Consider the following 23741-nt stretch of genomic DNA (forward strand, 5'->3'; position numbering starts at 1 on the left):
CGCGCGGGGTTCAGCGGAAGGCGCGGCGCCCGGAGATGACCCCCGTTGCGACAGCCACCACGGCGAAAGCGATGCCGATCCACGTCGAGCCCATCGACCACCATGCCAGCGTGACACCCACGTAGATCAGCAGTTCGACCAGGGCGCGCAGGAACGGGTGCAGACGAAGAACAGGCTTCGATGAGAGCACGAGGGCCCACAGCACCAGCACGATCAGCGGCGCACCGATGCCGACGACGATGCTCCACGGCATCGCCCACGTGGCGAAGCCCCACAGGGCGAGGCTGGCAAGGGCCGCCAGCAGCACGAGCACGCGGACGATGTCGAGCGGGGTGACGTTCGGGCGGGTCACACCGGGTTCGGTGGCGGGATCCTGGGACATGAGTCCAGTCTATTCGGCGGGCGCGCTGGCCCACGCCGATGCCGGGTGAGCGGTCGCTACCGGCTGAGGAAGCCCTTGATGGTGAAGTACGTCCACTCACCGGGTTCGCCGTCGACGACATAGCGCAGTCCGAGCTCGGCGCCGAGCGCGATCTGCCAGGCGTTCGGGCGCAGGTCGATCAGGCCCTCGCCCTGGGAGTCGAGAGTGATCTCATCGCCTCCGCCGGGGCTGCCACCCAGCCATGCCTGTACGACGGCGTTCGGGGTGCCGCTGACGGGGAGGACGTAGTGGGTCTTGCCCTCGTCGTCGACCCAGACCTCGCGCTGACCGTCCCACACGATCGGTGCGAGATCCTGCTCTGGCTCAGGCACGGGCGTTGGCGTTGGCGTTGGGCGAACCGTCGGCGGGGCCGTCGGTGTGACGGTCGGCTTCGGCGTGACGGTCGGTGTCGGCTTCGGGGTGACGGTGAGCGTGGGGGTCGGCTTCGGCGTGACCGTCGGCTTCGGCGTGACGGTGGGAGTGGGCTCGGGCGTGACCGTCGGCTCCGGGCTCGGCTCGGGTGTGACCGTCGGCTCCGGGCTCGGGTCGGGCGCGGGGGCTGTCTCGGGTGCGGCGGGTTCGCTGGGGGTGGTCTCGTCGGCCGGAGGCGCAGCCTCGACGCCTGGCAGGGGTGACGGCGCCGCTGGCGGCTCGTCGTCGACCTCGATCACCAGCGGGTTCTCCAGTGGCTTCGAGGTGTCGGGGTTTACCTCGGAAGTGATCGCCGAAGAGTCCGACAGCGATGCGCTCGGTGAAGATGTGGCGCTGCCCGCCGACGTCAGCGCCGGCACCACCGCGACGGCGGCGACGACGCCGGCGACGACCAGTGCGGCTGAACCCGCACCGACCAATGCGCCGATTCCGGCGACGGAACCCGCACCCGCGCCAGTGCCGCCGGAGCCCGCGGCTCCCGCAGCTTCGGCGCCGCCCATGCTCGGCGGTACCGCACCCGCACCGGAGATCGTCGGTGCACCGACACTTGATGCCGTCCCGCCGATTGTGGCGACATCCACCACACCCGCGGGCATCGCGGCCAATGCGACGATCGGGGCACCGCCACCCTGCAAAGTGGCGAGGTAGCTGGAGGCGGCGCCAGCGCCCAGTACGAGCGGAAGGATGACGATCGCCAGGCGCCCGGAGACGTCCTTCGCCTCAGCGGCGACGATGATGCACCGCGTGCACGACGCGAGGTGCGCGTCGATACGCTGCTGCGCACGCGGCCCGAGATTGCCGCGTGAGTGAGCGCCGAGGTGTTCGATCGTCCACTGGCACTCGGAGCCCTCAGCGACGCTGCGCAGATGCGCTTGGATCCACGCTTCGCGCAGGCCCTCCCGCGCGCGGAAGGTCAACTGGGAGACCGCGCCGGCGGTCATCCCGAGCAGAGGTGCGATCTCGGCCGGCTTCATCTGCTCGATCTCGGAGTACCAGAGCACTTCCTGCCAGCGCGAGGGAAGTGACCGGAACGCTTGAGCGGTCAGCCCGCGATCCAACGCTTCATCGGCGGCCGAGTCGGTACTGTGCGGATCGACGACCGCGTCCATCTCATCGATGGGCACTTCGCGGCGGGAGCGCCCCCATGCCGCCGCGGTGTTGCGGATGCTGGTGAACAGGTACGCGCGGAACGACCCATTCGGGCCGCCCCCCTTGAGGATCGCCTGGTAGATGCGGGCGTAGGCCTCTTGCACCAGGTCGTCCGGGTCGATCGATGACGTCACCGACCGTGCCACGGTCAGGCCGGACACGTGGTGTCGTCGCCAGAGTTCCGCGAATGCCTCGGTGTCGCCCGATCGCGCACGCAACACCAGGTCTGCATCGGCGGATGCCGAATGATCGGCTTTCTGGTCTCCCACTTGATGTCCTCACCACGCGCCTATCGGAACGCGCTCACACGAAGAGACGCGTGAAGTGTCGTTTCATCACGCGTCCTCCCAATTCTGGTCACAAACGAGCATCGAAACCAACCCTGTGGAGAACTCCCCAACCGGGCAGCGGAACTTTCTCGAGAAATTTGTTGGGACTCGCGTAATGAACCCGATACAGCGGCGTCTCCTTACTCGGAGCGAACTGCAGCACCACCGGGGGGCGGCGTTGCAGCATCGATGCACGGGGTATCGCATCGATGACCCGGTTCGGGCCGAAGACCTCGGGGGAGGAGCCTTCGGTCCGACCGGCTCCTGGGGACGCGAGGCCGCCGTGCTGGGGAGTACGGCGGCCCGAACCCCGTTTTCTCAGCAAGAGCGCGTCGGCGCCGCTCCGACCCAGACGCCCTGCACGTCGAACCCGTCGCTCAGCAGCACCGCATCGGCGACGAAGCCCGGCTGCAATGTTCCCAGCGAAGCGCCGTATCCGATCGCGCCGGCAGGCGTCGACGTGAGGGCGCGGACGGCCTCGGCCAACGGCACACCCGCGGCGACGGCGTTGCGCAACGCCACGTCCTGCGTCAGCGTCGAACCCGCGATCGAGCCAGTGTCGTCGGTGCGCGCGACGCCGTCCTTCACCGTGACCTTCACCGCGCCGAGGTCGTAGTGACCGTCGGCGCTCCCGGCCGCCGCCATCGCATCGGTGATCAGCGCCACGCGACCTGGCGCGACGTCGAACAGCAGCTTGATGATGTTCGGGTGCAGGTGGATGTTGTCGGCGATGCCCTCGAGCACCACGCGGTGATCGGCCGCGGCAGTGATGACCGGCCCCGGCGTGCGGTGGTGAATGCCGTTCATGGCGTTGAACGCGTGCGTCAGGATCGATGCGCCCGCCTCGAAGGCCGCGCGTGCGGCATCCGCATCCGCGTCGGTGTGACCGATCGCGGCGACCGCGCCCGACGCGACGATCTGACGGACCGCGTCGAGGCCACCGGGCAGCTCCGGCGCGATCGTGACCTGACGCACCGTCCCGCGGCCGGCCTCCAGCAGGCGCGCCACGTCGGCCGTCTCCGGGTGGCGCAGCAGCGACGGCTCGTGCGCGCCCTGATGGCCGGGATCGAGGAAGGGGCCCTCCAGGTGGCTACCGAGGATCTCGGCATCCGACTCGGCGAGATCGGCGATCACGGCGGCCTGCTGCGCGAGCGCGTCGACGCTGGCGGTCACCAACGAGATCACGGCACGCGTCGTGCCGTGCGCGCGGTGCATCTTCCGGCCGGTGCGGATCGCCTCGGCGCCGTCGTCATAGGCAGCGCCGGCACCACCATGACCGTGGATGTCGATGAATCCAGGGCACAGCAGCGCACCGGGACCGGCGACCGACACGGCATCGACCACGTCGTCCGCATCGGTCCAGTCCGTTCCCGTACCGCGGGCGGCGACGTAGCCATCCTCGAAACGCACCCACGCGTTCTCGGTGATCGAACCATCTCCGTCGACTAGGCGTGCGGAATGGACGACCCGCGATCCGCGGAAGTCGGTGGTCGGGGTCATCAGGAGCTCCAGTCGATCTCAGCTGCGCGGTGGAAGTGGATGCCGTCAGCCTGCCACAGCGGGGCCATTGCTCCCAGTCGGGTGCGGAACGAGCCCCAGGTCAGCTGCGGCGATCCTGCGGGCGTCCATGCGCGCTCGGCGACGGCCGCGATGCGCGGGTAGATCAGCTGATCTGCGTCTTCGAAGGTGCGCACCGTCTCGGTCCACAGCGGTCCCTCGATGCCGAGGATCGCCTCGTCGGGCACATCGAGCATGTCGGTCGGTTCCCACTCGTACGAGCGGCGCACGTTGACCAGGCCCGCCCAGGCCAGGCCCAGCGGGTAGTCGGCGTCGTACTTCATATCGAGGTAGATCGTGTCGGACGGCGACAGGATCAGCCCACCGCCGCGCGCGACGAAATGCGCCGCCTCGGACGCGTGCAGCTCGGACGGCTTGAGGGCACCCCAGAACTGGCCGACCGTGCCCGAGGCGATCTCGGCGGCAGCGCCGGCCTCGTGCCACGCGACCGGAGTCTTTCCGATCTGCTGCACCATCGCCGTCGCGCGCTCGACGAAGTATGCGAAGTCCTCGGCCGAGGTGCCCAGCGACTCGTCACCACCGATGTGCAGGTACGGGCCGGGGGTGATCTCGGCGAGCTCGGTGAGCACGTCGCGCACGAAGTCGTACGTGCGCTCGTCGCGGATGCGCACGCTGGAGTGGCCCACGCCCCAGCCGGTGAACGGCTCGCCGCGTACGGGCAGCTGCTGCCCCCACGCCTCGGTGGCGCGCACGAGCTCGTCGTTGAGCACAGGCTCTTCGACGAGATCCGGGTAGGCGACGCCGATCGCGTGCGTGTGGCCGGGCAGGTCGATCTCGGGCACGATCGTGACATGCCGCGATGCCGCGTGCCCGACGATCTCGCGGTAGTCGTCCTTCGTGTAGAAGCCGCCGGCGTCGCCGTTGGCAGACGTCGTCGAGGCCTTCTCTGCCAGCAGCGGCCAGGCATCGATCTCGATGCGCCAGCCCTGGTCGTCGGTGAGGTGCAGGTGCAGGTGGTTGAACTTCAGCGCGGCAGCGCGGTCGATGACGGTCTTGACCTCGTCGACGGGGAAGAAGTGGCGGGTGACATCGAGCATCACACCGCGGTAGGCGAAGCGGGGGGCATCCGCCACCTCGGCGCGCTGCCAGCCCCAGCCGTCCTCGCCCTCGCACAGCAGCTGCAACAGGGTCTGGACGCCGTAGAACAGACCGGCCGCATCGGCGCCGACCACCTCGATGCTCTCGGCGACGCGCAGCGTGTAGCCCTCGGCGGCGGCCGCCGCCGGGTCGACCCGCAGAGCGATCGTGGTCGCGGCGTCATCGGTGGCATCCGACGTGGTGAGGCGGGTGCCGGTACGGCGCTCGACGGCATCGATCAGGGTGGCGGATGCTGCCTCGCACCCGTGCACGAGGGTGCCCGGCGTCAGTGCGAGGCGCCCCTCTCCGGCCGTGGCCGAGATCGGGGAGGGGATCAGGGGGAGGGAATCTGGAAGGGCCATGAACAAAACCTATCGGTTCACGGGAAACGCGCAACGGTCTAAGTCCGGCCGATCCGCTAGACTCATGTGCGTCGCGACTGGCGTCTGGGTGGGTCACCACCGGGGAGCGACCTCATGGGATTCGACCGCGCGCCTGGGCCGATGAGGAACATTCCCTATTTCCCCTGTGAACAGGAGACTGCCATGACCGACCGCTACTTCGACGCCCCGCTCGCCGAGGTCGACCCCGAGATCGCCGAGGTTCTCGAGCGCGAGCTGAACCGCCAGCGCACGTACCTCGAGATGATCGCCTCTGAGAACTTCGTGCCCGTCTCGGTTCTGCAGTCGCAGGGCTCGGTGCTCACCAACAAGTACGCCGAGGGCTACCCCGGCCGCCGCTACTACGGCGGTTGCGAAGAGGTCGACGTCGCCGAGTCGCTGGCCATCTCGCGCGCCAAGGAACTCTTCGGCGCCGAGTTCGCCAACGTCCAGCCCCACTCGGGCGCGACGGCCAACGCGGCCGTGCTGCACGCCATCGCCCGTCCCGGCGACACGCTGCTGGGCCTGTCGCTCGACCACGGCGGCCACCTCACCCACGGCATGAAGATCAACTTCTCGGGCCGGCTGTACGACATCGTCGCGTACGGCGTCGACCCCGAGACCTCGAAGATCGACATGGACGAGGTGCGTGCGCTCGCCATCGAGCACAAGCCCAAGGTGATCATCGCCGGCTGGTCGGCGTACCCGCGCACCCTCGACTTCGCCGCGTTCCGTGAGATCGCCGATGAGGTCGGCGCACTGCTCTGGGTCGACATGGCCCACTTCGCCGGTCTCGTCGCCGCGGGCCTGCACCCCAACCCGGTGCCGCACGCGCACGTGGTCTCGTCGACCGTGCACAAGACGATCGGTGGCCCCCGCTCGGGCTTCATCCTGACGAACGATGCCGACATCGCGAAGAAGATCAACTCGGCTGTCTTCCCCGGTCAGCAGGGCGGTCCGCTCATGCACGTCATCGCCGCCAAGGCGACGGCGTTCAAGATCGCCGGTTCGCCGGAGTTCAAGGAGCGTCAGGAGCGCGTGCTGCGCGGTGCGGCGATCATCGCCGACCGGCTGTCGCAGCAGGACGTCAAGGACGCCGGTGTCGCGGTGCGCTCGGGCGGCACCGACGTGCACCTCGTGCTGGTCGACCTGCGTGACGCCGAGATCGACGGCAAGCAGGCTGAAGACCTGCTGCACGAGATCCACATCACCGTCAACCGCAACGCGGTGCCCAACGACCCGCGCCCGCCGATGGTCACCTCGGGTCTGCGCATCGGCACGCCGGCGCTCGCCACGCGCGGCTTCGGCGACGCCGAGTTCACCGAGGTCGCCGATGTGATCGCCCTGGCACTGCAGCCGGGTGCCGACATCGACGCGCTGCGCGCCCGCGTGGATGCTCTCGCGACGGCCTTCCCGCTGTACCCCGACCTCCAGCAGTAACCCCCTCTCGTTCCCTCCCCGCGAGGGCCCGTCCCGCGCCACGAGGGGTCAAGAAACGTCGCCTGGGCATGCCCGGACCCGACGTTTTCTGACCCCTCGTGGGAGTGGACTCCTCGTGGGAGGGGAAGGGAACGACCGTGAAAGGAACCGTGACATGACGGCGAAGACCCTCGACGGCAAGGCCGCTGCGGCCGAGATCAAGAGCGAGCTGACCGAGCGCGTCGCGGCGCTGCGTGCCCGCGGCATCGTGCCCGGCATCGCCACCGTGCTGGTGGGGGCCGACCCGGCCTCGCAGCTCTACGTCGGCATGAAGCACCGCCAGTCCGAGGCGATCGGCATGAACTCCATCCAGCGCGAGCTGCCGGCGGATGCCACCCAGCAGCAGGTCGAAGCGCTGATCGATGAGCTCAACGCCGACCCGGCGTGCCACGGATACATCGTGCAGCTGCCGCTGCCGAAGCACCTCGACACCGATGCCATCCTCGAGCGCATCGACCCGGCCAAGGACGCCGACGGTCTGCATCCGACCAACCTCGGCCGGCTGGTGCTCAACGTCAACGCGCCGATCCACACACCGCTGCCGTGCACGCCGCGCGGCGTGATCGAGCTTCTTGTGCGCAACGGCTACGACTTCTCGGGCAAGCACGTCGTCGTCGTCGGTCGCGGCGTCACGATCGGCCGGCCGATGGGGCTGCTGCTCACGCGGCGAGACGTCAATGCCACGGTCACCCAGGTGCACACCGGCACGCCGGATATGGCGCCGTACCTGCGGATGGCCGATGTGATCGTCGCCGGCGCGGGGGTCAAGCACCTCATCCGCGCTGCCGACGTCAAGCCCGGCGCTGCTGTGCTCGACGTGGGAGTGACCCGTGAGGATGACCCCGAGACGGGCAAGTCGAAGGTGTACGGCGACGTGCATCCCAACGTTGCCGAGGTCGCCGGATTCCTCTCGCCCAACCCGGGCGGTGTCGGCCCGATGACCGTCGCGCTGCTGATGACGAACGTCGTCGAGGCCGCCGAGCGGGTGTAGCGAGACGCCGTACGCGCCGCCGCGGCGCGGCGTGCGTCACCCCAGGTCGTCGAGCATGCGGCGCTGTTCGGGTGTCAGTCCGTCGGCGAGCTCCTCGCGCCCCGCGCGGGTCGCGGGGGAGTCGGGAGCGGGAGCGTCGGATGCCGGAGACGGACGTCGCCCGGTGATCTTCGCCGAGGTCGCGTCGTAGATCTGGCCCGCCTTCGCGCGGAACCGGTCGTCGAGGCGGTCGTAGACGACCCAGCCGATCAGCAGCAGCACGGGCGGGAGCACCCAGCCCCAGAAGAATCCGCTGACGCGCACACCGCTCAGCAGCACGGTTACGATCCACACGATCAGCTCGACGGCGAAAACGCTGGCGTACTGCACTGCCTTCTCGCCGAGCTTCGTGCGCTCATGCGCTGACTTCGCGACGCCCTTGCGGAACGCCGCGCGCAGCGCGGGCTTGATCAGCAGTGCGGCGGCGGTGAGCACGACGGCGGCCCACAGGGCGTGCCAGCCCACGCGCACGCTCGGCAGCAGCAGACCGAGCAGCAGCAGTGCCGCCGCGTTGAAGACGTAGAGGGCACCGAACCGGATGATCGCGTTGCGCATGCCTCCAGGGTCGCACATCCGCCGGTTCAGGCGCCGGTGAGTGTGCTCTCGATGCCGGAGATTCGGGCGTGCTCGTCGAACCGGAATGTGGCGGTGCCGGTGGCATCCGATACGACGGCCGCCGAGAACGACTCATCGGCCCACTCGAGTCGCCACCCGGCCAGACGCGAGAGATCCCAGACGGATGCCCGCGGATCGCGCATCGTCAGGCCGGCGAGCACACGGGGGAGTGCCTGTACCGCGGTGCTGACGCTCAACGTCGGTACCGCAGCGTCGAGCAGGATCACCGCGCGCGTGTCTCCGACGTTGGCGATGTAGTACGGCGACAGCCCGGTGATCTCGACGGCCGCGCCGCCCACGAGGTGCGCGAGCGATGACAGCGCGGAGTCCCCGTCGTCGCCGTCGGGCAGAGCGACCTCGCCTGCCGTGAGCTCGGCGATGCCGTGCTGCTCGCCGTACGTCCGTAGGCGGTCGGCCACGGTGGTGTCGTAGCTTTCGGGCAGTGCCCACGACCACATCAGCGAGCGGGGGCCCGGTGCGATGGATGCGATCAGGTGCGGTGTCGCCTGCAGAGTGCGCGACGGGTCGGCATCGGCGACGAAGGTGAACACTCCTGCCGAGAGGTCGACGCTCCAGCGGTGTTCGCCCAGGTCGTCGACGGCGGCGACCAGCTGGTCCTGCCGGAGGGCCGTGAACAGGGCGGCGCGGTCGGCGAGGGCGCGCAGGGTGTCGAAGTTCATGTCTCCAGTGTGCGTGTCGAGGCTGTGCGATGCCAAAGCCGCAGCCGTGAATTCGCTATGGTCTTTGAGGCACGGACACGTGTGCCCAGAGACAAAGGAGTAGCTGTCATGCACACGACGCAGACACGCCCCGGCAAGCGCAGCTTCATGCGCCCCATCAACAGGTTCCTCGAACAGTGGATCCCCTCGGCGCTGACCTTCGCGATCGTCCTGACGTTCATCGTCGCCATCCTCGCGATGACACTGACACAGACGAGCCCTGTCGACGTCGTCGTCAGCTGGGGCGACGGTCTGGCGGGCCTGCTGGCCTTCATGACGCAGATGTGCCTGATCCTGCTGCTGGGGTACATGCTCGCCAACACCGGCCCCGTGCGCAAGCTGCTCGGCTGGCTCGCCCGTGTGCCCAGCAACGCGGCGTTCGCGTACGTCTTCGTCTTCATCGTCGCGGCCCTGGCCTGCCTGATCACCTGGGGGCTGGGACTCATCGTCGGCACCCTGCTGGCCCGTGAGGTCGCCGTACAGGCACGCAAGCGCGGCATGAAGGTGCACTTCCCGCTGCTGGTGGCCGCCGGCTACTCGGGCTTCGTCGTCTGGCACATGGGCTACTCGGGTTCGGGCCCACTGACCGCCGCGACGCCGGGGTCCTTCCTTGCACCGGCTCTGAACGACGAGGTCATTCCCGTCACCGAGACGCTGTTCTCGACGTGGAACCTGCTGGCCGCCGTCAGCGTGATCGTCGTCTGCTCGCTGCTGTTCTTCCTGATCCGTCCGCGCAAGGACGACCCGATCTTCGAGCTGCCGGTGCACGTCGGCTCCGAGGAGCATGATGAGGCCGACGACCAGGTCGTCACCCCCGCTGACCGCGTCGACGCGTCGCGCATCCTCACCCTCGCGCTCGGTGCGGCGCTCGCCGTCTACCTCGTCGTGCACTTCGTTCAGGGTGGCACGCTGACCCTCGACATCGTCAACTGGTCGTTCCTGGCGCTGATCCTGCTGCTGGTGCGCAACCCCTTCGAACTGATCCACCTGACCAAGAAGGCCGCATCGAACGTCGGCGAGATCCTCGTGCAGTTCCCGCTGTACGCGGGCATCCTGGGCATCATGGCCGGCTCGGGGCTGATCGAACTGTTCTCGAACTCGTTCGTCGCGATCGCCACGCCGGTCACGTTCGGCGTGCTGGCGTTCCTGGCCGCCGGTGTCGTGAACTTCTTCGTGCCCTCGGGTGGCGGGCAGTTCGCCGTACAGGGACCGATCATGCTCGATGCCGCCGACCAACTGGGTGTCGACCCCGCGGTGGCCGTCATGGCGGTCGCCTACGGCGACCAGTGGACGAACATGATCCAGCCGTTCTGGGCGCTGCCCGTGCTGGCGATCGCCGGTCTGAAGATGCGCGACATCCTCGGCTACACGTTCGTGACGCTGCTCGGCTCGGGCGTGGTGCTGATGACCGTGCTGGTGCTCGTCAGCCTGTGATCGGGACGGCGCGCGTGCGCCCCATGCGCCACACGCTCGGCACCAGCACGGTGCCGAGCGCGATGGACGCGTAGAGCACCGCCGAGGTGGTCAGCACGACAGCCGGATCGGCGTGCGTGATGAGCCAGCCGTAGACGAGCGTGCCGATGGGCATCACGACGAAGCTGCCCAGCATGTCATAGCTCGATACCCGGCTGAGCTTGTCGGTGGGGACGTTCTCCATCATCGCCACGCTCCAGCCCGTGCTGAACACCTCGGCGCCCGCCCCGGCGAGAAAAGCTGCGATCGCCACGAGCACAACCGCCGGATGCAGTCCGAGCGCGGTCAAGGGCAGGGCGAAGAGGCTGATGCCGATCATGCCCATCCGCAGCGGGCGTTTCAACGGCACCCACATCAGCACGAGCGTCATGAGCAGCACTCCGGCGCCTTCGGCGCTGACCACCCAGCCCCAGCCGGCGATGCCCAGGCGGTCATCGTTCTTGGCGATGTACGGCCCGACCACGCCCCAGGCGCCGACGTGGATCGCGTTCATGATCATGAACGCGAAGACGACCGCGACGAGCCAGGAACGGCTCCAGAACTCGGTCCATCCGATGCGCAGGTCGGCGAACAGTGAGAAGCTGCCGTCGCCGACCGGCGGGGGCAGCTTGACCAGCGCAAGGATGGGGATCGCGACGAGCCAGCCGATCACCTGCACGACCATCGCCCAGGCCGGACCGACCGTGGTGACCAGGATGCCGGCGATGACCGGACCGCCGATGGTCACCGCCGACCGGACGAAAGACAGCATGGCGTTGGCCTGCTGCAGCGTCTCGGGTGTCGTCAACTGGGGGATGATGCCCTGCATCGCGGGCAGGACGAACGCGGTCGACGCGCCGTTGACGGCGGCGAGGGCGATCACCACCGGAATCGTCGCCGTCTCGGTGAACAACAGGTAGGCGACCGTGCCGATCGAGAGGATGTCGATCACGTAGCAGACCTGGATGACCACGGCGCGGGGCAGCCGATCGGCGATCACGCCGCCGAACAGCACGAACACGATGTTCGCGACCGTGAACGCGGCGAGCACCAACGACAGACTGACGGGGTCGTTGTCGATCTGCAGCACGGCGAACGCCAGCGCGATCGACGACATCGATCCGGTCACCAGAGTGATGGCACGCGCCAGGAAGAACCAGCGGAAGTTGCGGTCGGTCAGTGCGGCCAGCCCGCGGTTCACCAGAAGGCGGTCAGCATCCGATCATCCAAGCACACACCGCGCCGTCGCCTTGAGCGGCGTCGTTCAGTACGCGTCGGAGGAGGAATCGGATGCCGGGATGAACCGCGCCGCAAGGGCTTCAGAACCGCGCGCGAGCAGGGTCACGTCGGCGCCGACCGTGACGAAACGGGCGCCGGCGTCGAGGTACGCGTCGGCCGCGGCGGGGTCGAAGGCGTTCACGCCCACGTACTTGCCCGCGGCATGCACCGCCGCGAAGACCCGGCGCACGGCGGCGACCACATCGGGATGCCCCTGCTGACCGGGTACTCCCATCGACGCGGCCAGATCCGCCGGGCCCACCAGCACGCCGTCCACACCGTCGACGCCGGCGATCTCGGCGGCGGCGTCGACAGCATCCGCCGATTCGATCTGCACGAACAGCGACACCGTCTCGGAGGCGTTGGGTACATACCCGACGACCCGGCCCCAGCGGCCGCTGCGGGCGAGCGCGGAGCCCACCCCACGCACGCCCTCGGGCGGATAACGCACCGCCGCGACGGCGTCGCGCGCCTCATCGGCCGACGCGACCATCGGCACCAGCAGGTTCTGCGCGCCGGTGTCGAGCACCTGCTTGATGATCACCGGATCGTTCACCGGCACCCGCACCACGCACGTGGCCGGGTAGGCGGCGACCACCTGCAGCTGCTGCTGCACAGTGGTGAGCGTGTTCGGCCCGTGCTCCATGTCGATCAGCAGCCAGTCCAGGCCCGAACCGGCGCAGATCTCGGCGTTCAGCGCCGAGCCGGTGCTCAGCCACATGCCGATCAGGGGGCGCTCGGCACGGGCGAGCGCCTCACGGAACGTGGGGTCTAGACGAAGCGGCATTCGATCGTTCCCATCTCGCGGTAGTCGCAGAGCACGGTGTCGCCGCGCTCGACCCACATCGGGCGTGTGAACGATCCTGCCAGGATGATCTCGCCCGCCTCCAGGCGCGCGCCGTGCTGATGGAACTTGTTCGCCAGCCAGGCCACACCGGTCGCCGGATGACCGAGCACGCCCGCAGCCACACCGGTCTCTTCGATCTGACCGTTGCGCGAGAGCACACCGGGTACCCAGCGCAGGTCGATCTCGTCGGGGCGCAGGCGCACGTCGCCGAGCACCATCGCCCCATACGCGGCGTTGTCGCTGATCGTGTCGACGATCGTGCGCCCCTGCAGCTCGATGTGCGAGTTGAGCACCTCCAGCGCCGGCACCGCGTAGTCGATCGCCGCGAGGGCATCATCGAGCGTGCAGTCGGGGCCTTCGAGCGGATGCTTCAGCACGAACGCCAGCTCGACCTCGATGCGCACGTTCGAGAAGTCGTCGAACGGGATCTCTGCGCCCGAGGAATACACGGTGTCATCGAACATCACGCCGTAATCGGGCTCGGAGATGCCCGTCGCCTGCTGCATGGCCTTCGAGGTGAGACCGATCTTGCGCCCCACCAGGCGGCGTCCGGCGGCGACCTGCGAGTCGCGCCAGACGCCCTGGATGGCGTACGAGTCCTCGATGGTGGCATCCGGATACCGGGCCGTGATCCGCGGGATCACCCCGCGGGTGCGCTCGGCCTCGGCGAGTTCCGCCGCCAACGCGGTGATGGTCTCGGCGGGCAGCGTCACAGCTGGTGTCCGAGCTTGTACTCGCCCTGCTTCCACTCGGGCATCGACTTCTCACCCTCATCGGGGCGGGTGTACGAGAACCCGTCGGCGCCGATCGTGACGGCCATCTCGCTGCTGTCGGTGCGCGCGACCACCGGCTGCGGGTTGCCGTCGAGGTCGAGCACGAGCGATGCATCGGTGTACCAGCTGGGCACCACGGGGTTTCCCCACCAGTCACGGCGCTGGTTGTCGTGCACATCCCACGTGATGACCGGGTTGTCGGGGTCGCCCGTGTAGTAGTCCTGCGTGTAGATCTCGACACGGTGGCCGTCGGGGTCGCGCAGGTACAGGTAGAACGCGTTGCTGACGCCGTGGCGGCCGGGGCCGCGCTCGATGGCATCCGATCGGCGCAGTGCGCCGAGCTTGTCGCAGATCGCGAGGATGTTGTGCTTCTCGTGCGTCGCGAAGGCGACGTGGTGCATGCGCGGGCCGTCACCGCCGGTCGCGGCCGTGTCGTGCACCGTCGGCTTACGGCGCATCCACGCGGCGTACACGGTGCCGGATTCGTCCTGGATGTCCTCGGTGACGCGGAACCCGAGGTCCTGGTAGTGGCGCACCGCGCGCGGCACGTCCGGGGTGACCTGGTTGAAGTGGTCCAGACGCACCAGCTCACCCGGGGTGTGCAGGTCGTAGCGCCACGACAACCGCTCGACGTGCGTGGTCTCGAAGAAGAACTCGTACGGGAAGCCCAGCGGGTCGACCACGCGCACCGAGTCGCCGATACCGAGTACGAACCCGTCGGGGTTGCGACGCACATCGCAGCCGAGCTCGGTGTAGAACGCCACTGCCCGGTCGAGGTCCTCGGCGCTGCGCACCCGGTACGAGAACGCTGCGACGGCCGCGACGGGGCCCTTGCGCAGCACCAGGTTGTGGTGGATGAACTCCTCGGTCGAGCGCAGGTAGATCGCCTCATCGTCCTCGGTGGTGACGTACAGGCCGAGCACGTCGACGTAGAACTCGCGTGACGCGGCGAGGTCGGTCACGACGAGCTCCATGTACGCGCAGCGCAGGATGTCGGGCGGGGTCGACGCGGGCGTCGCCACCGGGTTGTCGCTGCTGATGGGGGCCTCCTGGCTGACGTAGAAGCCAGAGGAGGTGAGGGTCTTCGCGGTCTTGTCGGTCATGACGGGCTTCCTTGCTCAGTTCTTGCCGAAGGTGGGGTTGTGGGGTTCGCCGAGAGTGATGTGCACGCTCTGCTGGTCGGTGTAGAAGTCGATCGAGCGGTAACCGCCCTCGTGGCCGAGGCCCGACGCCTTCACACCGCCGAAGGGGGTGCGCAGATCGCGGACGTTGTTCGAGTTCAGCCACACCATGCCCGCCTCGACGGACTGCGCGAAGTTGTGCCCGCGCTTGAGGTCATTCGTCCAGACGTACGCCGCCAGACCGTACTTGGTGTTGTTCGCCAGGGCCAGTGCCTCAGCATCCGATTCGAACGGCGTGATCGCCACGACCGGACCGAAGATCTCCTCCTGGAAGATGCGGGCGTCGGGCATGACATCGGCGAACACCGTCGGGGCGACGTAGTTGCCCGTCGGGAAGCCCTCGGGGCGGCCGCCGCCCGCGACCAGGCGTCCCTCGGTCTTGCCGATCTCGACGTAGCTCATCACCTTGTCGTAGTGCTCGGGGTGCACGAGCGCCCCGACCTCGGTCGCAGGGTCGTGCGGGTGGCCGACCTTCACACGACGTGCCTGGGCCGCGTAGCGCTCGACGAACTCGTCGTAGATCGCCCGCTCGACGAGGATGCGCGAACCCGCCGTGCAGCGCTCGCCGTTGAGCGAGAAGACGCCGAAGATGCAGGCGTCGATCGCCACGTCGAGGTCGGCGTCGGCGAAGACGATCGCCGGGCTCTTGCCGCCCAGCTCCATCGACAGCCCCTTCAGGAACGGTGCGGCGTTGCCGAAGATGAGCTGACCCGTGCTGCTTTCGCCGGTGAACGAGATCAGCGGCACGTCGGGGTGCTTCACCAGCGCATCGCCGGCGTCCTCACCCAGGCCGTTGACGAGGTTGAACACGCCCTTGGGCAGGCCGGCCTCTTCAAAGATGCCCGCCCACAGCGACGCCGACAGCGGCGTGAACTCGGCCGGCTTCAGCACGACCGTGTTGCCGGTGGCCAGCGCCGGGCCGAGCTTCCACGACTCGAGCATGAAGGGCGTGTTCCACGGCGTGATCAGGCCCGCGACGCCGATCGGCTTGCGGTTGACGTAGTTCATCTGGCGGCCCGGCACCTTGTAGGCGTCGTCGGCCTGCGCGACGATCAGATCCGCGAAGAACCGGAAGTTCTCGGCGGCGCGTCGGGCCTGACCGAGCGCCTGCGTGATCGGCAGGCCCGAGTCGAACGACTCCAGCTCGGCCAGACGCGCGTCGCGGGACTCGACGATGTCGGCGATACGGTGCAGCACCCGTGAGCGCTCGCGCGGCAGCATCCGCGGCCACGGGCCGTCCTCGAAGGCGGCCTTCGCCGCCGCGACGGCACGGTCGATGTCGGCCTTCTTGCCGGCGGCGGCGTGCACATAGGTCTCGTTGGTGACGGGGTTGAGCACCGCGAAGGTGTCGCCGTCGGCGGAATCGACGAACTCACCGTCGATGTAGTGCTGGATCTTCTGCGGCAGATCGGCCGGGGTGTACACGTCGGTCATCATCGTCCTTCTTCTTCGCGGTCGGGGTGGCGGGAGGCCAGGAACGCGTCCATGGTGCGCCAGCGGTGGTCTCGTGCGGCGAGCTCGATCGTGAGCGCATCGGCGCCGGAACGGATCAGCTCGAGGATGTGGGCGTGCTCTTCGACCGAGTGGCGGGCCCGGCCCGGCACAAAGGCGAACGTGGTGTCGCGGATGCCCGACAGCCTGCCCCACCCGCGGTGGACGAGGTCGAGGATGTGCGGGTTCGGGCACGGCTCGTAGAGCACGGAATGGAAGTCGCGGTTGAGCTCGGTGAAGCGGTGAGCGTCGAAGTGGTCGAGCAGTCGCAGCATCCGCTCATTGATCTCTTCGGCGCGCTCGAGCGCGCCCTCGTCGAGGAGCGGTGCCGACAGCGCGGTCGCGGCGCCCTCGACCAAGCCGAGCGTCTGCATCGTGTGGGCGTACTCGCCCTCGTCGACGAGCGACACGTGCGCCCCGACGTTGCGTTCGTAGGTGACGAGCCCCTCTGCTTCGAGTCGGCGGATCGCCTCGCGCACCGGGACGACGCTCATGCCGAGGTCTTCGGCGATGGTGCCCAGCACAAGGCGGTAGCCGGGGCCGTACCGGTGCGAGCTGATGCGCTCACGCAACCAGGTGTACGCCTGCTCCGACTTGCTGCCCTCACGCACGGTCGTCATCGCTGCTGCTCTGTCTGAGGCGCGGATCGCGCGTCGTACTGGGCGCGCCACTGGGCGTTCATCGGAAACAGCCCGTCGACGGGGTGGCCCGCCGCGACCTGCTCGGCGATCCAGGCATCCTCGTCCTCCTGCGCGAGGGCTGCGTCGGTGACCTCTTCGGCGAGGTGGGCGGGGATCACGATCACGCCGTCGCCGTCGCCGACGATGACATCGCCCGGTTGCACGGTCGCGCCGCCGCATCCGATGGTGACGTCGTGCTCCCAGGGCACGTGGCGTCGCCCGAGCACCGAGGGGTGCGCGCCCTGCGAGAACACCGGCAGGCCGATCTCGGCGACGGCGTCGAAGTCGCGTACGCCGCCGTCGGTGACGACGCCGGCCGCTCCGCGCGCAACCGCGCGCAGGGCCAGGATGTCGCCGAGCGTTCCGGTGGTGGCGTCGCCGCGAGCCTCGATGACGATGATCTCGCCCTCTTCGACGGCGTCAAAGGCGCGCTTCTGGGCGTTGTAGCCGCCGCCGTGGGTCTTGAACAGGTCTTCGCGGGCGGGCACGAAGCGCAGCGTCTTGGCGGTGCCGACGATCTTGCTGCCGGGGATGTTCGCCGAGACGCCGTCGATGAAGCACGAGTGCAGTCCGCGCTTGCGCAGCTGGCTCGACAGCCCGGCCGTTGGCGCCTCCATCAGCTTGGCGCGCAGCTCGGCCGAGAGCCCCGCGGCCGGCTCGACCGACGCTCCTCCCGACGTTCCTCCCGACGAGGGGTCAGAAACTGTCGGGTTGGGTGCTGCGGAGGGGACGTTTTTTGACCCCTCGTGGGTGGGGTGGGTGGTGACGGCGGCGGCGGCGGGCGCTGTGGGGGCGGATGCCGACGCGGACGCGGGGGCGGATGCTGGAAGGCCGGCGGCCTCGCGGGAGCCCCAGGCCTCTTCGCGCTGCAGGTCGTCGACGGCCGGCATCGAGCCGATCTGCGCGTCGAACGGGATCTCGCCCTGCGTCACGGTGGTGCGCAGGCGGCCCGAGGACGGAGCGCCGGGTGCGGCCGGGGCATCTACCTCGACCTCGACGACATCGCCGGGCACGATCACGCTGGACCCCGCCGGGGTGCCGGTGAGGATGATGTCGCCGGGCTCGAGCGTGAAATGCTGCGAGAGGTCGGCGATGAGCTGGGGGAGCGGGAACAGCAACCCGGCCGTGGTGTCGTCCTGCGCGAGCTCGCCGTTCACCCACGTGCGCACGCGCAACGCACCGGGGTCGACGTCGGCCGCCGCGATCAGGTTCGGCCCGACCGGGGTGTACCCGTCGCCGCCCTTCGAGCGGACGTTCGACCCCTTGTCGTTGGTGCGAAGGTCGTACAGTCCCAGGTCGTTCGAGGCTGTCACGTGTGCCACGTGCGCCCAGGCCTGCTCGACGGACACGCGCCGGGCGGCGGTGCCGATGATGAGGGCGATCTCGCCCTCGAAGGCAAGCAGCTCGGCTCCGGCAGGGCGTTCGACGGTGCCGTCGGTGCCCGCGATCGAGCTGGCCGGCTTGAAGAAGTACGACGGGGCGGCGGGGCGGCGCCCGCGCTGGTCGGAGCGCGAGACGTAGTTGAGATGGATCGCGATGATCTTGCCGGGACGGGTGATCTCGGTCACGGTGGGCGCCTCCTCGCGCTGGGTCGTTCGCCGATTCTGCCGGTCTGAACGATGTCTTGTGCGTCGTATTTGAAATCGTATATGATCACCGAACGGGTGGCAAGCAACTGCCGCCACCGACAACGACGTCACCGACGAGGAAGTCAAAGGAGCACCATGAGCGAACAGCCCGGGTTCACACCGACGGGAACCATCGCCAGCCCACGGGACCGCCGCAGAGTCGTGTTCGCCACGGTCGTCGGAACGACCGTCGAGTGGTACGACTTCTTCATCTACGCCACGGCCGTGGGGCTCGTCTTCGGCCAGCTCTTCTTCGCGCCGCTCGGCGCGAACAGTGCACTGATCGCCTTCGCCACCGTCGGTGTGAGCTTTCTGTTCCGCCCGCTCGGCGCGTTCCTCGCCGGACACTTCGGTGACAAGGTCGGCCGCAAGGCGGTGCTGATGTGGACGCTGATCCTGATGGGCGCGGCGACCGCCCTGATCGGTGTGCTGCCGACGTACGAGACGATCGGCTTCGCCGCGCCGCTGCTGCTGGTGCTGCTGCGCATTCTGCAGGGCATCTCGGCCGGTGGCGAGTGGGGCGGTGCCGTGCTGATGGCCGTCGAGCACGCACCCAAGACCAAGCGCGGCATCTTCGGAGCCTCGCCGCAGATCGGCGTTCCGCTCGGTCTGCTGCTGGCATCGGGCGTCATGGCGATCATGACGGCGATCGCCCCCGGTGAGCAGTTCCTCATCTGGGGCTGGCGCGTGCCGTTCCTGCTCAGCGTCGTGCTGATCCTGGTGGGCTACTACGTGCGCCGCAAGGTCGAGGAGAGCCCGGTGTTCACCGAGCTGGCCGAGCGCAAGGAAGAAGCCAAGATGCCGATCGTGCAACTGTTCCGCAAGCACACGCCGCTCGTCATCATCGCCGCGCTCGTCTTCGCCGGCAACAACGCCGTCGGCTACATGACCACCGGCGGCTACATCCAGGGCTACGCCACCAACCCCGAGGGTCCGCTGGCCATGGAGCGGGGCCCTGTGCTGTGGGCCGTCGCCGGCTCTGCCGTAACGTGGCTGGTCTCGACGCTGATCGCCGGCTGGGTCAGTGACCGGTTCGGCCGCCGCAACACGTACATCCTCGGATGGATCCTGCAGCTCGCGGGTGTGTTCACGCTGTTCCCGCTGGTGAACTCCGGCAACATCGGTCTGTTGTTCGCGGGGCTCGCCATCCTCACCATCGGTCTCGGCTTCACCTACGGTCCGCAGGCGGCGCTCTACACCGAGCTGTTCCCGGCCAGCATCCGCTTCTCGGGCGTCTCGATCTCGTACGCGATCGGTGCGATCGCTGGCGGTGCGTTCGCCCCCACGATCGCCACGGCCATCGTGCAGGCCACCGGCTCGACCGAGGCCGTCACCTGGTACCTCGCCGGCATGACCGTGATCGGCCTGCTGGCCACGCTGCTGCTGCGTGATCGCAGCGGCATCCCGCTCGGCCCCGACCACGAGGCCGAGCAGTCGAAGAGCCCGATCTACGGCCTGTCGAAGGCCTGACCCTCTGAGGGGCGGATGCAGACGGCATCCGCCCCACGACGTCCTGCTGAAGGAGAAGCGATGCAGTTCCACCACCACGGCTACGTCTCCCACGACCCGCGGGTGCTGCCCGCCGAGGGCCTGGGTGTCGACCGCCCCACCGATCTTCCCGACGAGGTGGACGTGCTCATCGTCGGCTCCGGACCGGCGGGCATGCTGCTGGCTGCGCAGATGTCGCAGTACCCCGACGTGAACACGCGCGTGATCGAGAAGCGCGAGGGGCGTCTGGTGCTGGGGCAGGCCGACGGCATCCAGCCGCGCAGCGTCGAGACGTTCCAGGCGTTCGGGTTCGCCGAGCGGATCATCGCCGAGGCCTACAACATCGGCTGGATGAACTTCTGGGGCCCCGACCCCGAGAACCCCCAGAACATCATCCGCACCGCGCGGACGGCCGACTACGCGTACGACATCTGTGAGTTCCCTCACCTGATTGTGAACCAGGCGCGCGTGCTCGACTACTTCGCCGAGGCCGCAGCCGACGGGCCGGGACGCATCGTGCCCGACTACGGCGTCGAGTTCGTGGGACTCACCGTGCACGAGGGCGGCGCGTTTCCGGTCGAGGTGCGCGTGCGCGACGGCGCGGGGGAGCGCACGATCCGTGCGAAGTACGTCGTCGGATGCGACGGTGCACGCAGCGGGGTGCGTGAGGCCATCGGACGCAAGCACGTCGGCGGCATCTCGGCGCACGCCTGGGGTGTCATGGACGTGCTGGTCAACACCGACTTTCCCGATTGGCGCACCAAGTGCGCGATCAATGCTGAGGCGGGCAACATCCTGCACATCCCGCGTGAGGGCGGTTATCTCAGCCGGATGTACATCGACCTCGGTGCGGTCGCCGAGGACGACGATCACCGCGTGCGGCAGACCCCGATCGACGAGATCATCCGACAGGCGAACGCGATCCTGCACCCGTACTCGATCGACGTCAAGGATGTCGCCTGGCACAGCGTCTACGAGGTGGGGCACCGCGTCACCGATGGCTTCGACGATGTGATCGACGGCTCGGGGCGCACGCCGCGCGTCTTCCTCACCGGCGACGCCTGCCACACGCACAGCGCGAAGGCCGGCCAGGGCATGAACGTCTCGATGCAGGACGGTTTCAACCTGGGCTGGAAGCTCGGTTCCGTGCTCACCGGGCGCAGCCCCGAGGAGTTGCTGGCGACGTACGGCGCCGAGCGCCGCCCGGTGGCGCAGCAGTTGATCGACTTCGATCGGGAGTGGTCAAGCCTGATGGCGCGCAAGCCCGAAGAGATCTCCGACCCCACCGAGCTGGCGACCTTCTACCTCGGCACGGCCGAGTTCCCCAGCGGATTCATGACGCAGTACACCTCGTCGATGATCACGGGCACCGACGCCCACCAGGCCCTCGCCGCGGGCTTCCCGCTCGGCAAGCGCTTCAAATCGGCCGAGGTCGTGCGCGTCTGTGACGGCAATGTCATCCACCTGGGGCACCATGCACGTGCCGATGGCCGGTGGCGCGTGTACGCGTTCGGTGACCGCACCGGCGCTGCGCTGGGTGCGTGGGCAGAGAAGGCCGCGCCGCTGTTCGCGCGCTTCACTCCGTCGGATGCTGATGTCGATGCCGTCTTCGATGTGAAGGCCGTGTTCCAGCAGCCGTTCGAAGAGGTCGAGGTGACCTCTGCGCCCGAGTTGTTCGCGCCCAAGACCGGACCGCTGGGGCTGACCGACTGGGAGAAGGTGTACGCAGCCGGGCCGAGCAAGTGGACCGACGTCGACATCTTCGAGGCGCGCGAGCTGTCGCGTGACGGCGTGGTGATCGTCGTGCGCCCCGACCAGTACGTGGCCGCGATTCTGCCGCTGGACGCGGTCGACGAGCTTGGGGCTTTCCTGGAGGGGATGCTGCTGCCAGCATCCTGATCGCCGTGGTTCGGCATGACAGATGTCATGCCGAACCCATGACATCGCCCTCCGGCATCCGCGACGCGCTCTCGCGATGCTGGAAGCATGCTCACCACAACGCAGACACAGACAGCGCAGACAGCAGCGCCGCCGGCCGACGCGGTGATCGAACTGCGCGGCATCAGCCGCCACTTCGGAATGGGCGCGGATCGTGTGCAGGCCGTCGACGGCGTCGATCTCAGCATCCGCCGCGGTGAGGTCGTCGCGCTGCTCGGTCCGAATGGGGCCGGCAAGACGACCGCGCTCGACATGTTGCTCGGACTCACCGATCCCGACGCGGGCACGGTGCGCGTGCGCGGACTCGCTCCCGCCCGCGCCGCACGCTCGGGCGTGATCGCGGCCGTGCTGCAGACCGGTGGCCTGCTCTCGGATCTCACGGTCGGCGAGACCGTTCAGTTGATCGCGTCGCTGCACGGTCGGGCCACGCTCGGCCGGGTGCCCGAGATCCTCGAGCGAACCGACCTCGCGCACCTGACCCGCCGACGCGTGTCGAAGTGCTCGGGCGGTGAGCAACAGCGCGTCAAATTCGCGCTCGCCCTCACTGCCGACCCCGACATCCTCGTGCTCGACGAGCCCACCGCGGGCATGGACGTCACCGCACGCCGCCGGTTCTGGGACGTGATGCGCGCGGATGCCGACGCCGGACGCACGATCGTCTTCGCCACCCACTATCTGGAGGAGGCCGAGCAGTTCGCACGGCGCACCGTCGTGATGCACCGCGGGCGCATCGTCGCCGATGCGCCGACGGCAGAACTGCGCGCCGGTCTCGGCGCGCGTTCCGTCGCCGCGACCCTTCCGGCGGAAGGTGCTGAGCAACTGCTGAGCGCACTGCAGCAGCACGCCGACGTCGTCGACCTGCGCGTCGACGCCGGTCGCGTCACGCTGCGCAGTGCCGATTCGGATGCTGTCGCGGGCGTGCTGCTCGGCGCCGGCGCGCACGCGCTGGAGATCACCGCGCCCACGCTGGAGACCGCCTTCACCACCCTCACGGAGGACTGACCGATGATGACCACGACGACGATGCTGCGGATCGAAGGGCTGCGTCAGCTGCGCAATCCCTACACGCTCGCCTTCATCCTGGCGATGCCGGTGGTGATGTACCTGCTGTTCGGGGCGAGCTCCGATTTCGGCTCACGACAGGCCGGCAACGGAAACGTCGCGTTCTACGTGATGACCTCGATGGCCGCGTACGGCAGTGCGGTGGCGATGAGCTCGCTCACCTCGCTCGCCTCGGCGGAGTCGAAGCAGGGGTGGGGGCGCCAGCTCGCGATGACGCCGCTGACGACTGCGGGCTACGTCGCCACCAAGGTGATCACCGCCCTGTCGTTCGCGGTGCTGTCTCTTCTTGCCGTCTTCACAGCCGGCGCGATGACGGGGGCGGCGGCCGACGACCTGTGGCGCTGGTTCGCCACCGCGGGGATCATCCTGGGCGTCGGCCTCATCTTCGGTCTGTTCGGGCTCGGTGTCGGGTTGTTCTTCACAGCCGATTCGGCCGCGGCTCTCGCGTCGATCTCGATGACGTTCTTCGCCTTCTTCGGGAATGTGTTCATGCCGCTGGACGGCGTGATGCTCGACATCGCCCGGTTCACGCCCCTGTACGGATTCGTCTCGTTGTCGCGCTGGCCGCTCACTGACGGAATGCTCACCACCGGGCAGACCGATCAGATGTGGGCGGTGCTTCTGAATGTCGCCGTCTGGGTGGGAGTGTTCGTCGCGCTGGTCGTCGCCGGTATCAAGCGCTCGAAGGCCCGCCGCTAGCGGCAATAGGGTGGG

Annotated in this window: 20 protein-coding genes and 1 riboswitch; of the genes, 7 read left to right on the top strand and 13 right to left on the bottom strand. The window is 68.6% G+C overall.

Features of this window, described 5'->3' with window-relative positions; translation table 11 throughout:
• Positions 1–10: 10 nt before the first annotated feature.
• The 4 genes from ACLD0U_RS02550 to ACLD0U_RS02565 form a co-directional block, all read right to left on the bottom strand.
• Entirely contained in the window at positions 11–382 is a 372-nt protein-coding gene (locus ACLD0U_RS02550; RefSeq protein ID WP_179411515.1) for a YrdB family protein, read from the bottom strand.
• Between the two features lie 56 nt (positions 383–438).
• A complete protein-coding gene (locus tag ACLD0U_RS02555; RefSeq protein WP_410339739.1) occupies positions 439–2271 on the bottom strand; it encodes a sigma-70 family RNA polymerase sigma factor in 1833 nt (610 codons plus the stop codon).
• A 378-nt stretch (positions 2272–2649) separates the two neighbouring features.
• Positions 2650–3831: an N-acetylglucosamine-6-phosphate deacetylase gene (locus ACLD0U_RS02560; protein WP_410339740.1), complete on the bottom strand. Its 1182-nt coding sequence runs from the start codon at positions 3829–3831 to the stop codon at positions 2650–2652.
• Positions 3831–5348, bottom strand: coding sequence for a family 20 glycosylhydrolase (locus ACLD0U_RS02565; protein ID WP_410339741.1), 1518 nt, complete (start codon positions 5346–5348; stop codon positions 3831–3833). The genes ACLD0U_RS02560 and ACLD0U_RS02565 overlap by 1 nt, the downstream gene beginning before the upstream one ends.
• A 63-nt stretch (positions 5349–5411) precedes the next feature.
• Positions 5412–5494: riboswitch (ZMP/ZTP riboswitch) on the top strand.
• 37 nt (positions 5495–5531) lie between these two features.
• On the opposite strand from ACLD0U_RS02565, the gene glyA reads away from it, so the two are divergent.
• Complete coding sequence (gene glyA / locus ACLD0U_RS02570) at positions 5532–6806, top strand: serine hydroxymethyltransferase (RefSeq protein WP_206550304.1); 1275 nt, start codon at positions 5532–5534, stop codon at positions 6804–6806.
• A 154-nt stretch (positions 6807–6960) separates the two neighbouring features.
• Entirely contained in the window at positions 6961–7836 is an 876-nt protein-coding gene (locus tag ACLD0U_RS02575) for a bifunctional methylenetetrahydrofolate dehydrogenase/methenyltetrahydrofolate cyclohydrolase (protein ID WP_410339742.1), read from the top strand.
• 36 nt (positions 7837–7872) lie between these two features.
• Here ACLD0U_RS02575 and ACLD0U_RS02580 read toward each other — a convergent pair whose 3' ends face one another.
• Together ACLD0U_RS02580 and ACLD0U_RS02585 are read right to left on the bottom strand one after the other, a co-directional pair.
• Entirely contained in the window at positions 7873–8430 is a 558-nt protein-coding gene (locus ACLD0U_RS02580; RefSeq protein WP_206550302.1) for a hypothetical protein, read from the bottom strand.
• 26 nt (positions 8431–8456) lie between these two features.
• Positions 8457–9170, bottom strand: coding sequence for a DUF6882 domain-containing protein (locus ACLD0U_RS02585; RefSeq protein ID WP_410339743.1), 714 nt, complete (start codon positions 9168–9170; stop codon positions 8457–8459).
• Between the two features lie 108 nt (positions 9171–9278).
• Here ACLD0U_RS02585 and ACLD0U_RS02590 point away from each other — a divergent pair, with 108 nt between their 5' ends.
• Complete coding sequence (locus ACLD0U_RS02590; protein ID WP_224817429.1) at positions 9279–10643, top strand: short-chain fatty acid transporter; 1365 nt, start codon at positions 9279–9281, stop codon at positions 10641–10643.
• Here the strand turns inward: ACLD0U_RS02590 and ACLD0U_RS02595 are convergent.
• The 7 genes from ACLD0U_RS02595 to ACLD0U_RS02625 all read right to left on the bottom strand — a co-directional run bounded on the left by ACLD0U_RS02595 (position 10633) and on the right by ACLD0U_RS02625 (position 18479).
• Positions 10633–11862, bottom strand: a complete 1230-nt coding sequence (locus ACLD0U_RS02595; RefSeq protein WP_410339744.1) for an MFS transporter — start codon at positions 11860–11862, stop codon at positions 10633–10635. The genes ACLD0U_RS02590 and ACLD0U_RS02595 overlap by 11 nt on opposite strands.
• Before the next feature lie 63 nt (positions 11863–11925).
• Positions 11926–12726, bottom strand: coding sequence for an HpcH/HpaI aldolase family protein (locus ACLD0U_RS02600; RefSeq protein ID WP_206820874.1), 801 nt, complete (start codon positions 12724–12726; stop codon positions 11926–11928).
• Entirely contained in the window at positions 12711–13493 is a 783-nt protein-coding gene (locus ACLD0U_RS02605; RefSeq protein WP_206551251.1) for a fumarylacetoacetate hydrolase family protein, read from the bottom strand. The genes ACLD0U_RS02600 and ACLD0U_RS02605 overlap by 16 nt, the downstream gene beginning before the upstream one ends.
• A 2-nt stretch (positions 13494–13495) precedes the next feature.
• Positions 13496–14662, bottom strand: a complete 1167-nt coding sequence (gene hpaD, locus ACLD0U_RS02610; protein ID WP_179411504.1) for a 3,4-dihydroxyphenylacetate 2,3-dioxygenase — start codon at positions 14660–14662, stop codon at positions 13496–13498.
• A gap of 15 nt (positions 14663–14677) precedes the next feature.
• A complete protein-coding gene (gene hpaE / locus ACLD0U_RS02615) occupies positions 14678–16174 on the bottom strand; it encodes a 5-carboxymethyl-2-hydroxymuconate semialdehyde dehydrogenase (RefSeq protein WP_206550299.1) in 1497 nt (498 codons plus the stop codon).
• On the bottom strand, positions 16174–16851 hold the full coding sequence (locus ACLD0U_RS02620) for a GntR family transcriptional regulator (protein ID WP_410339745.1): 678 nt from the start codon (positions 16849–16851) through the stop codon (positions 16174–16176). Before ACLD0U_RS02620 ends, hpaE begins: the two co-directional genes overlap by 1 nt.
• Positions 16848–18479 carry a fumarylacetoacetate hydrolase family protein gene (locus ACLD0U_RS02625; RefSeq protein WP_410339746.1) on the bottom strand — a complete coding sequence of 544 codons (1632 nt, stop codon included), beginning with the start codon at positions 18477–18479 and terminating at the stop codon, positions 16848–16850. The genes ACLD0U_RS02620 and ACLD0U_RS02625 overlap by 4 nt, the downstream gene beginning before the upstream one ends.
• A gap of 156 nt (positions 18480–18635) precedes the next feature.
• On the opposite strand from ACLD0U_RS02625, the gene ACLD0U_RS02630 reads away from it, so the two are divergent.
• From ACLD0U_RS02630 to ACLD0U_RS02645, 4 genes are all read left to right on the top strand, one after another.
• Positions 18636–20009 carry an MFS transporter gene (locus ACLD0U_RS02630; protein ID WP_410339747.1) on the top strand — a complete coding sequence of 458 codons (1374 nt, stop codon included), beginning with the start codon at positions 18636–18638 and terminating at the stop codon, positions 20007–20009.
• A 60-nt stretch (positions 20010–20069) separates the two neighbouring features.
• Positions 20070–21926: an FAD-dependent monooxygenase gene (locus ACLD0U_RS02635; RefSeq protein ID WP_179411500.1), complete on the top strand. Its 1857-nt coding sequence runs from the start codon at positions 20070–20072 to the stop codon at positions 21924–21926.
• An 87-nt stretch (positions 21927–22013) separates the two neighbouring features.
• Positions 22014–22967, top strand: a complete 954-nt coding sequence (locus tag ACLD0U_RS02640; RefSeq protein ID WP_410339748.1) for an ABC transporter ATP-binding protein — start codon at positions 22014–22016, stop codon at positions 22965–22967.
• Positions 22968–22970: 3 nt separating this feature from the next.
• The gene (locus tag ACLD0U_RS02645) at positions 22971–23726 is read left to right on the top strand and encodes an ABC transporter permease (protein ID WP_179411498.1); all 756 of its coding nucleotides are present in this window, start codon (positions 22971–22973) and stop codon (positions 23724–23726) included.
• The last annotated feature ends 15 nt before the right edge of the window (positions 23727–23741 follow it).

This window comes from Microbacterium sp. 2216-1 (assembly GCF_046507855.1).
Classification (GTDB): domain Bacteria; phylum Actinomycetota; class Actinomycetes; order Actinomycetales; family Microbacteriaceae; genus Microbacterium; species Microbacterium esteraromaticum_C.

Excerpts from the sequence above, each read along its gene's own strand:
- glyA (WP_206550304.1), top strand. The coding sequence starts at position 5,532 with ATGACCGACCGCTACTTCGACGCCCCGCTCGCCGAGGTCGACCCCGAG.
- ACLD0U_RS02560 (WP_410339740.1), bottom strand. The coding sequence starts at position 3,831 with ATGACCCCGACCACCGACTTCCGCGGATCGCGGGTCGTCCATTCCGCA.
- ACLD0U_RS02585 (WP_410339743.1), bottom strand. The coding sequence starts at position 9,170 with ATGAACTTCGACACCCTGCGCGCCCTCGCCGACCGCGCCGCCCTGTTC.
- ACLD0U_RS02635 (WP_179411500.1), top strand. The coding sequence starts at position 20,070 with ATGCAGTTCCACCACCACGGCTACGTCTCCCACGACCCGCGGGTGCTG.
- ACLD0U_RS02645 (WP_179411498.1), top strand. The coding sequence starts at position 22,971 with ATGATGACCACGACGACGATGCTGCGGATCGAAGGGCTGCGTCAGCTG.
- ACLD0U_RS02550 (WP_179411515.1), bottom strand. The coding sequence starts at position 382 with ATGTCCCAGGATCCCGCCACCGAACCCGGTGTGACCCGCCCGAACGTC.
- ACLD0U_RS02575 (WP_410339742.1), top strand. The coding sequence starts at position 6,961 with ATGACGGCGAAGACCCTCGACGGCAAGGCCGCTGCGGCCGAGATCAAG.
- ACLD0U_RS02640 (WP_410339748.1), top strand. The coding sequence starts at position 22,014 with ATGCTCACCACAACGCAGACACAGACAGCGCAGACAGCAGCGCCGCCG.
- ACLD0U_RS02620 (WP_410339745.1), bottom strand. The coding sequence starts at position 16,851 with ATGACGACCGTGCGTGAGGGCAGCAAGTCGGAGCAGGCGTACACCTGG.
- hpaE (WP_206550299.1), bottom strand. The coding sequence starts at position 16,174 with ATGACCGACGTGTACACCCCGGCCGATCTGCCGCAGAAGATCCAGCAC.
- ACLD0U_RS02580 (WP_206550302.1), bottom strand. The coding sequence starts at position 8,430 with ATGCGCAACGCGATCATCCGGTTCGGTGCCCTCTACGTCTTCAACGCG.
- ACLD0U_RS02600 (WP_206820874.1), bottom strand. The coding sequence starts at position 12,726 with ATGCCGCTTCGTCTAGACCCCACGTTCCGTGAGGCGCTCGCCCGTGCC.
- ACLD0U_RS02590 (WP_224817429.1), top strand. The coding sequence starts at position 9,279 with ATGCACACGACGCAGACACGCCCCGGCAAGCGCAGCTTCATGCGCCCC.
- ACLD0U_RS02630 (WP_410339747.1), top strand. The coding sequence starts at position 18,636 with ATGAGCGAACAGCCCGGGTTCACACCGACGGGAACCATCGCCAGCCCA.
- ACLD0U_RS02565 (WP_410339741.1), bottom strand. The coding sequence starts at position 5,348 with ATGGCCCTTCCAGATTCCCTCCCCCTGATCCCCTCCCCGATCTCGGCC.
- hpaD (WP_179411504.1), bottom strand. The coding sequence starts at position 14,662 with ATGACCGACAAGACCGCGAAGACCCTCACCTCCTCTGGCTTCTACGTC.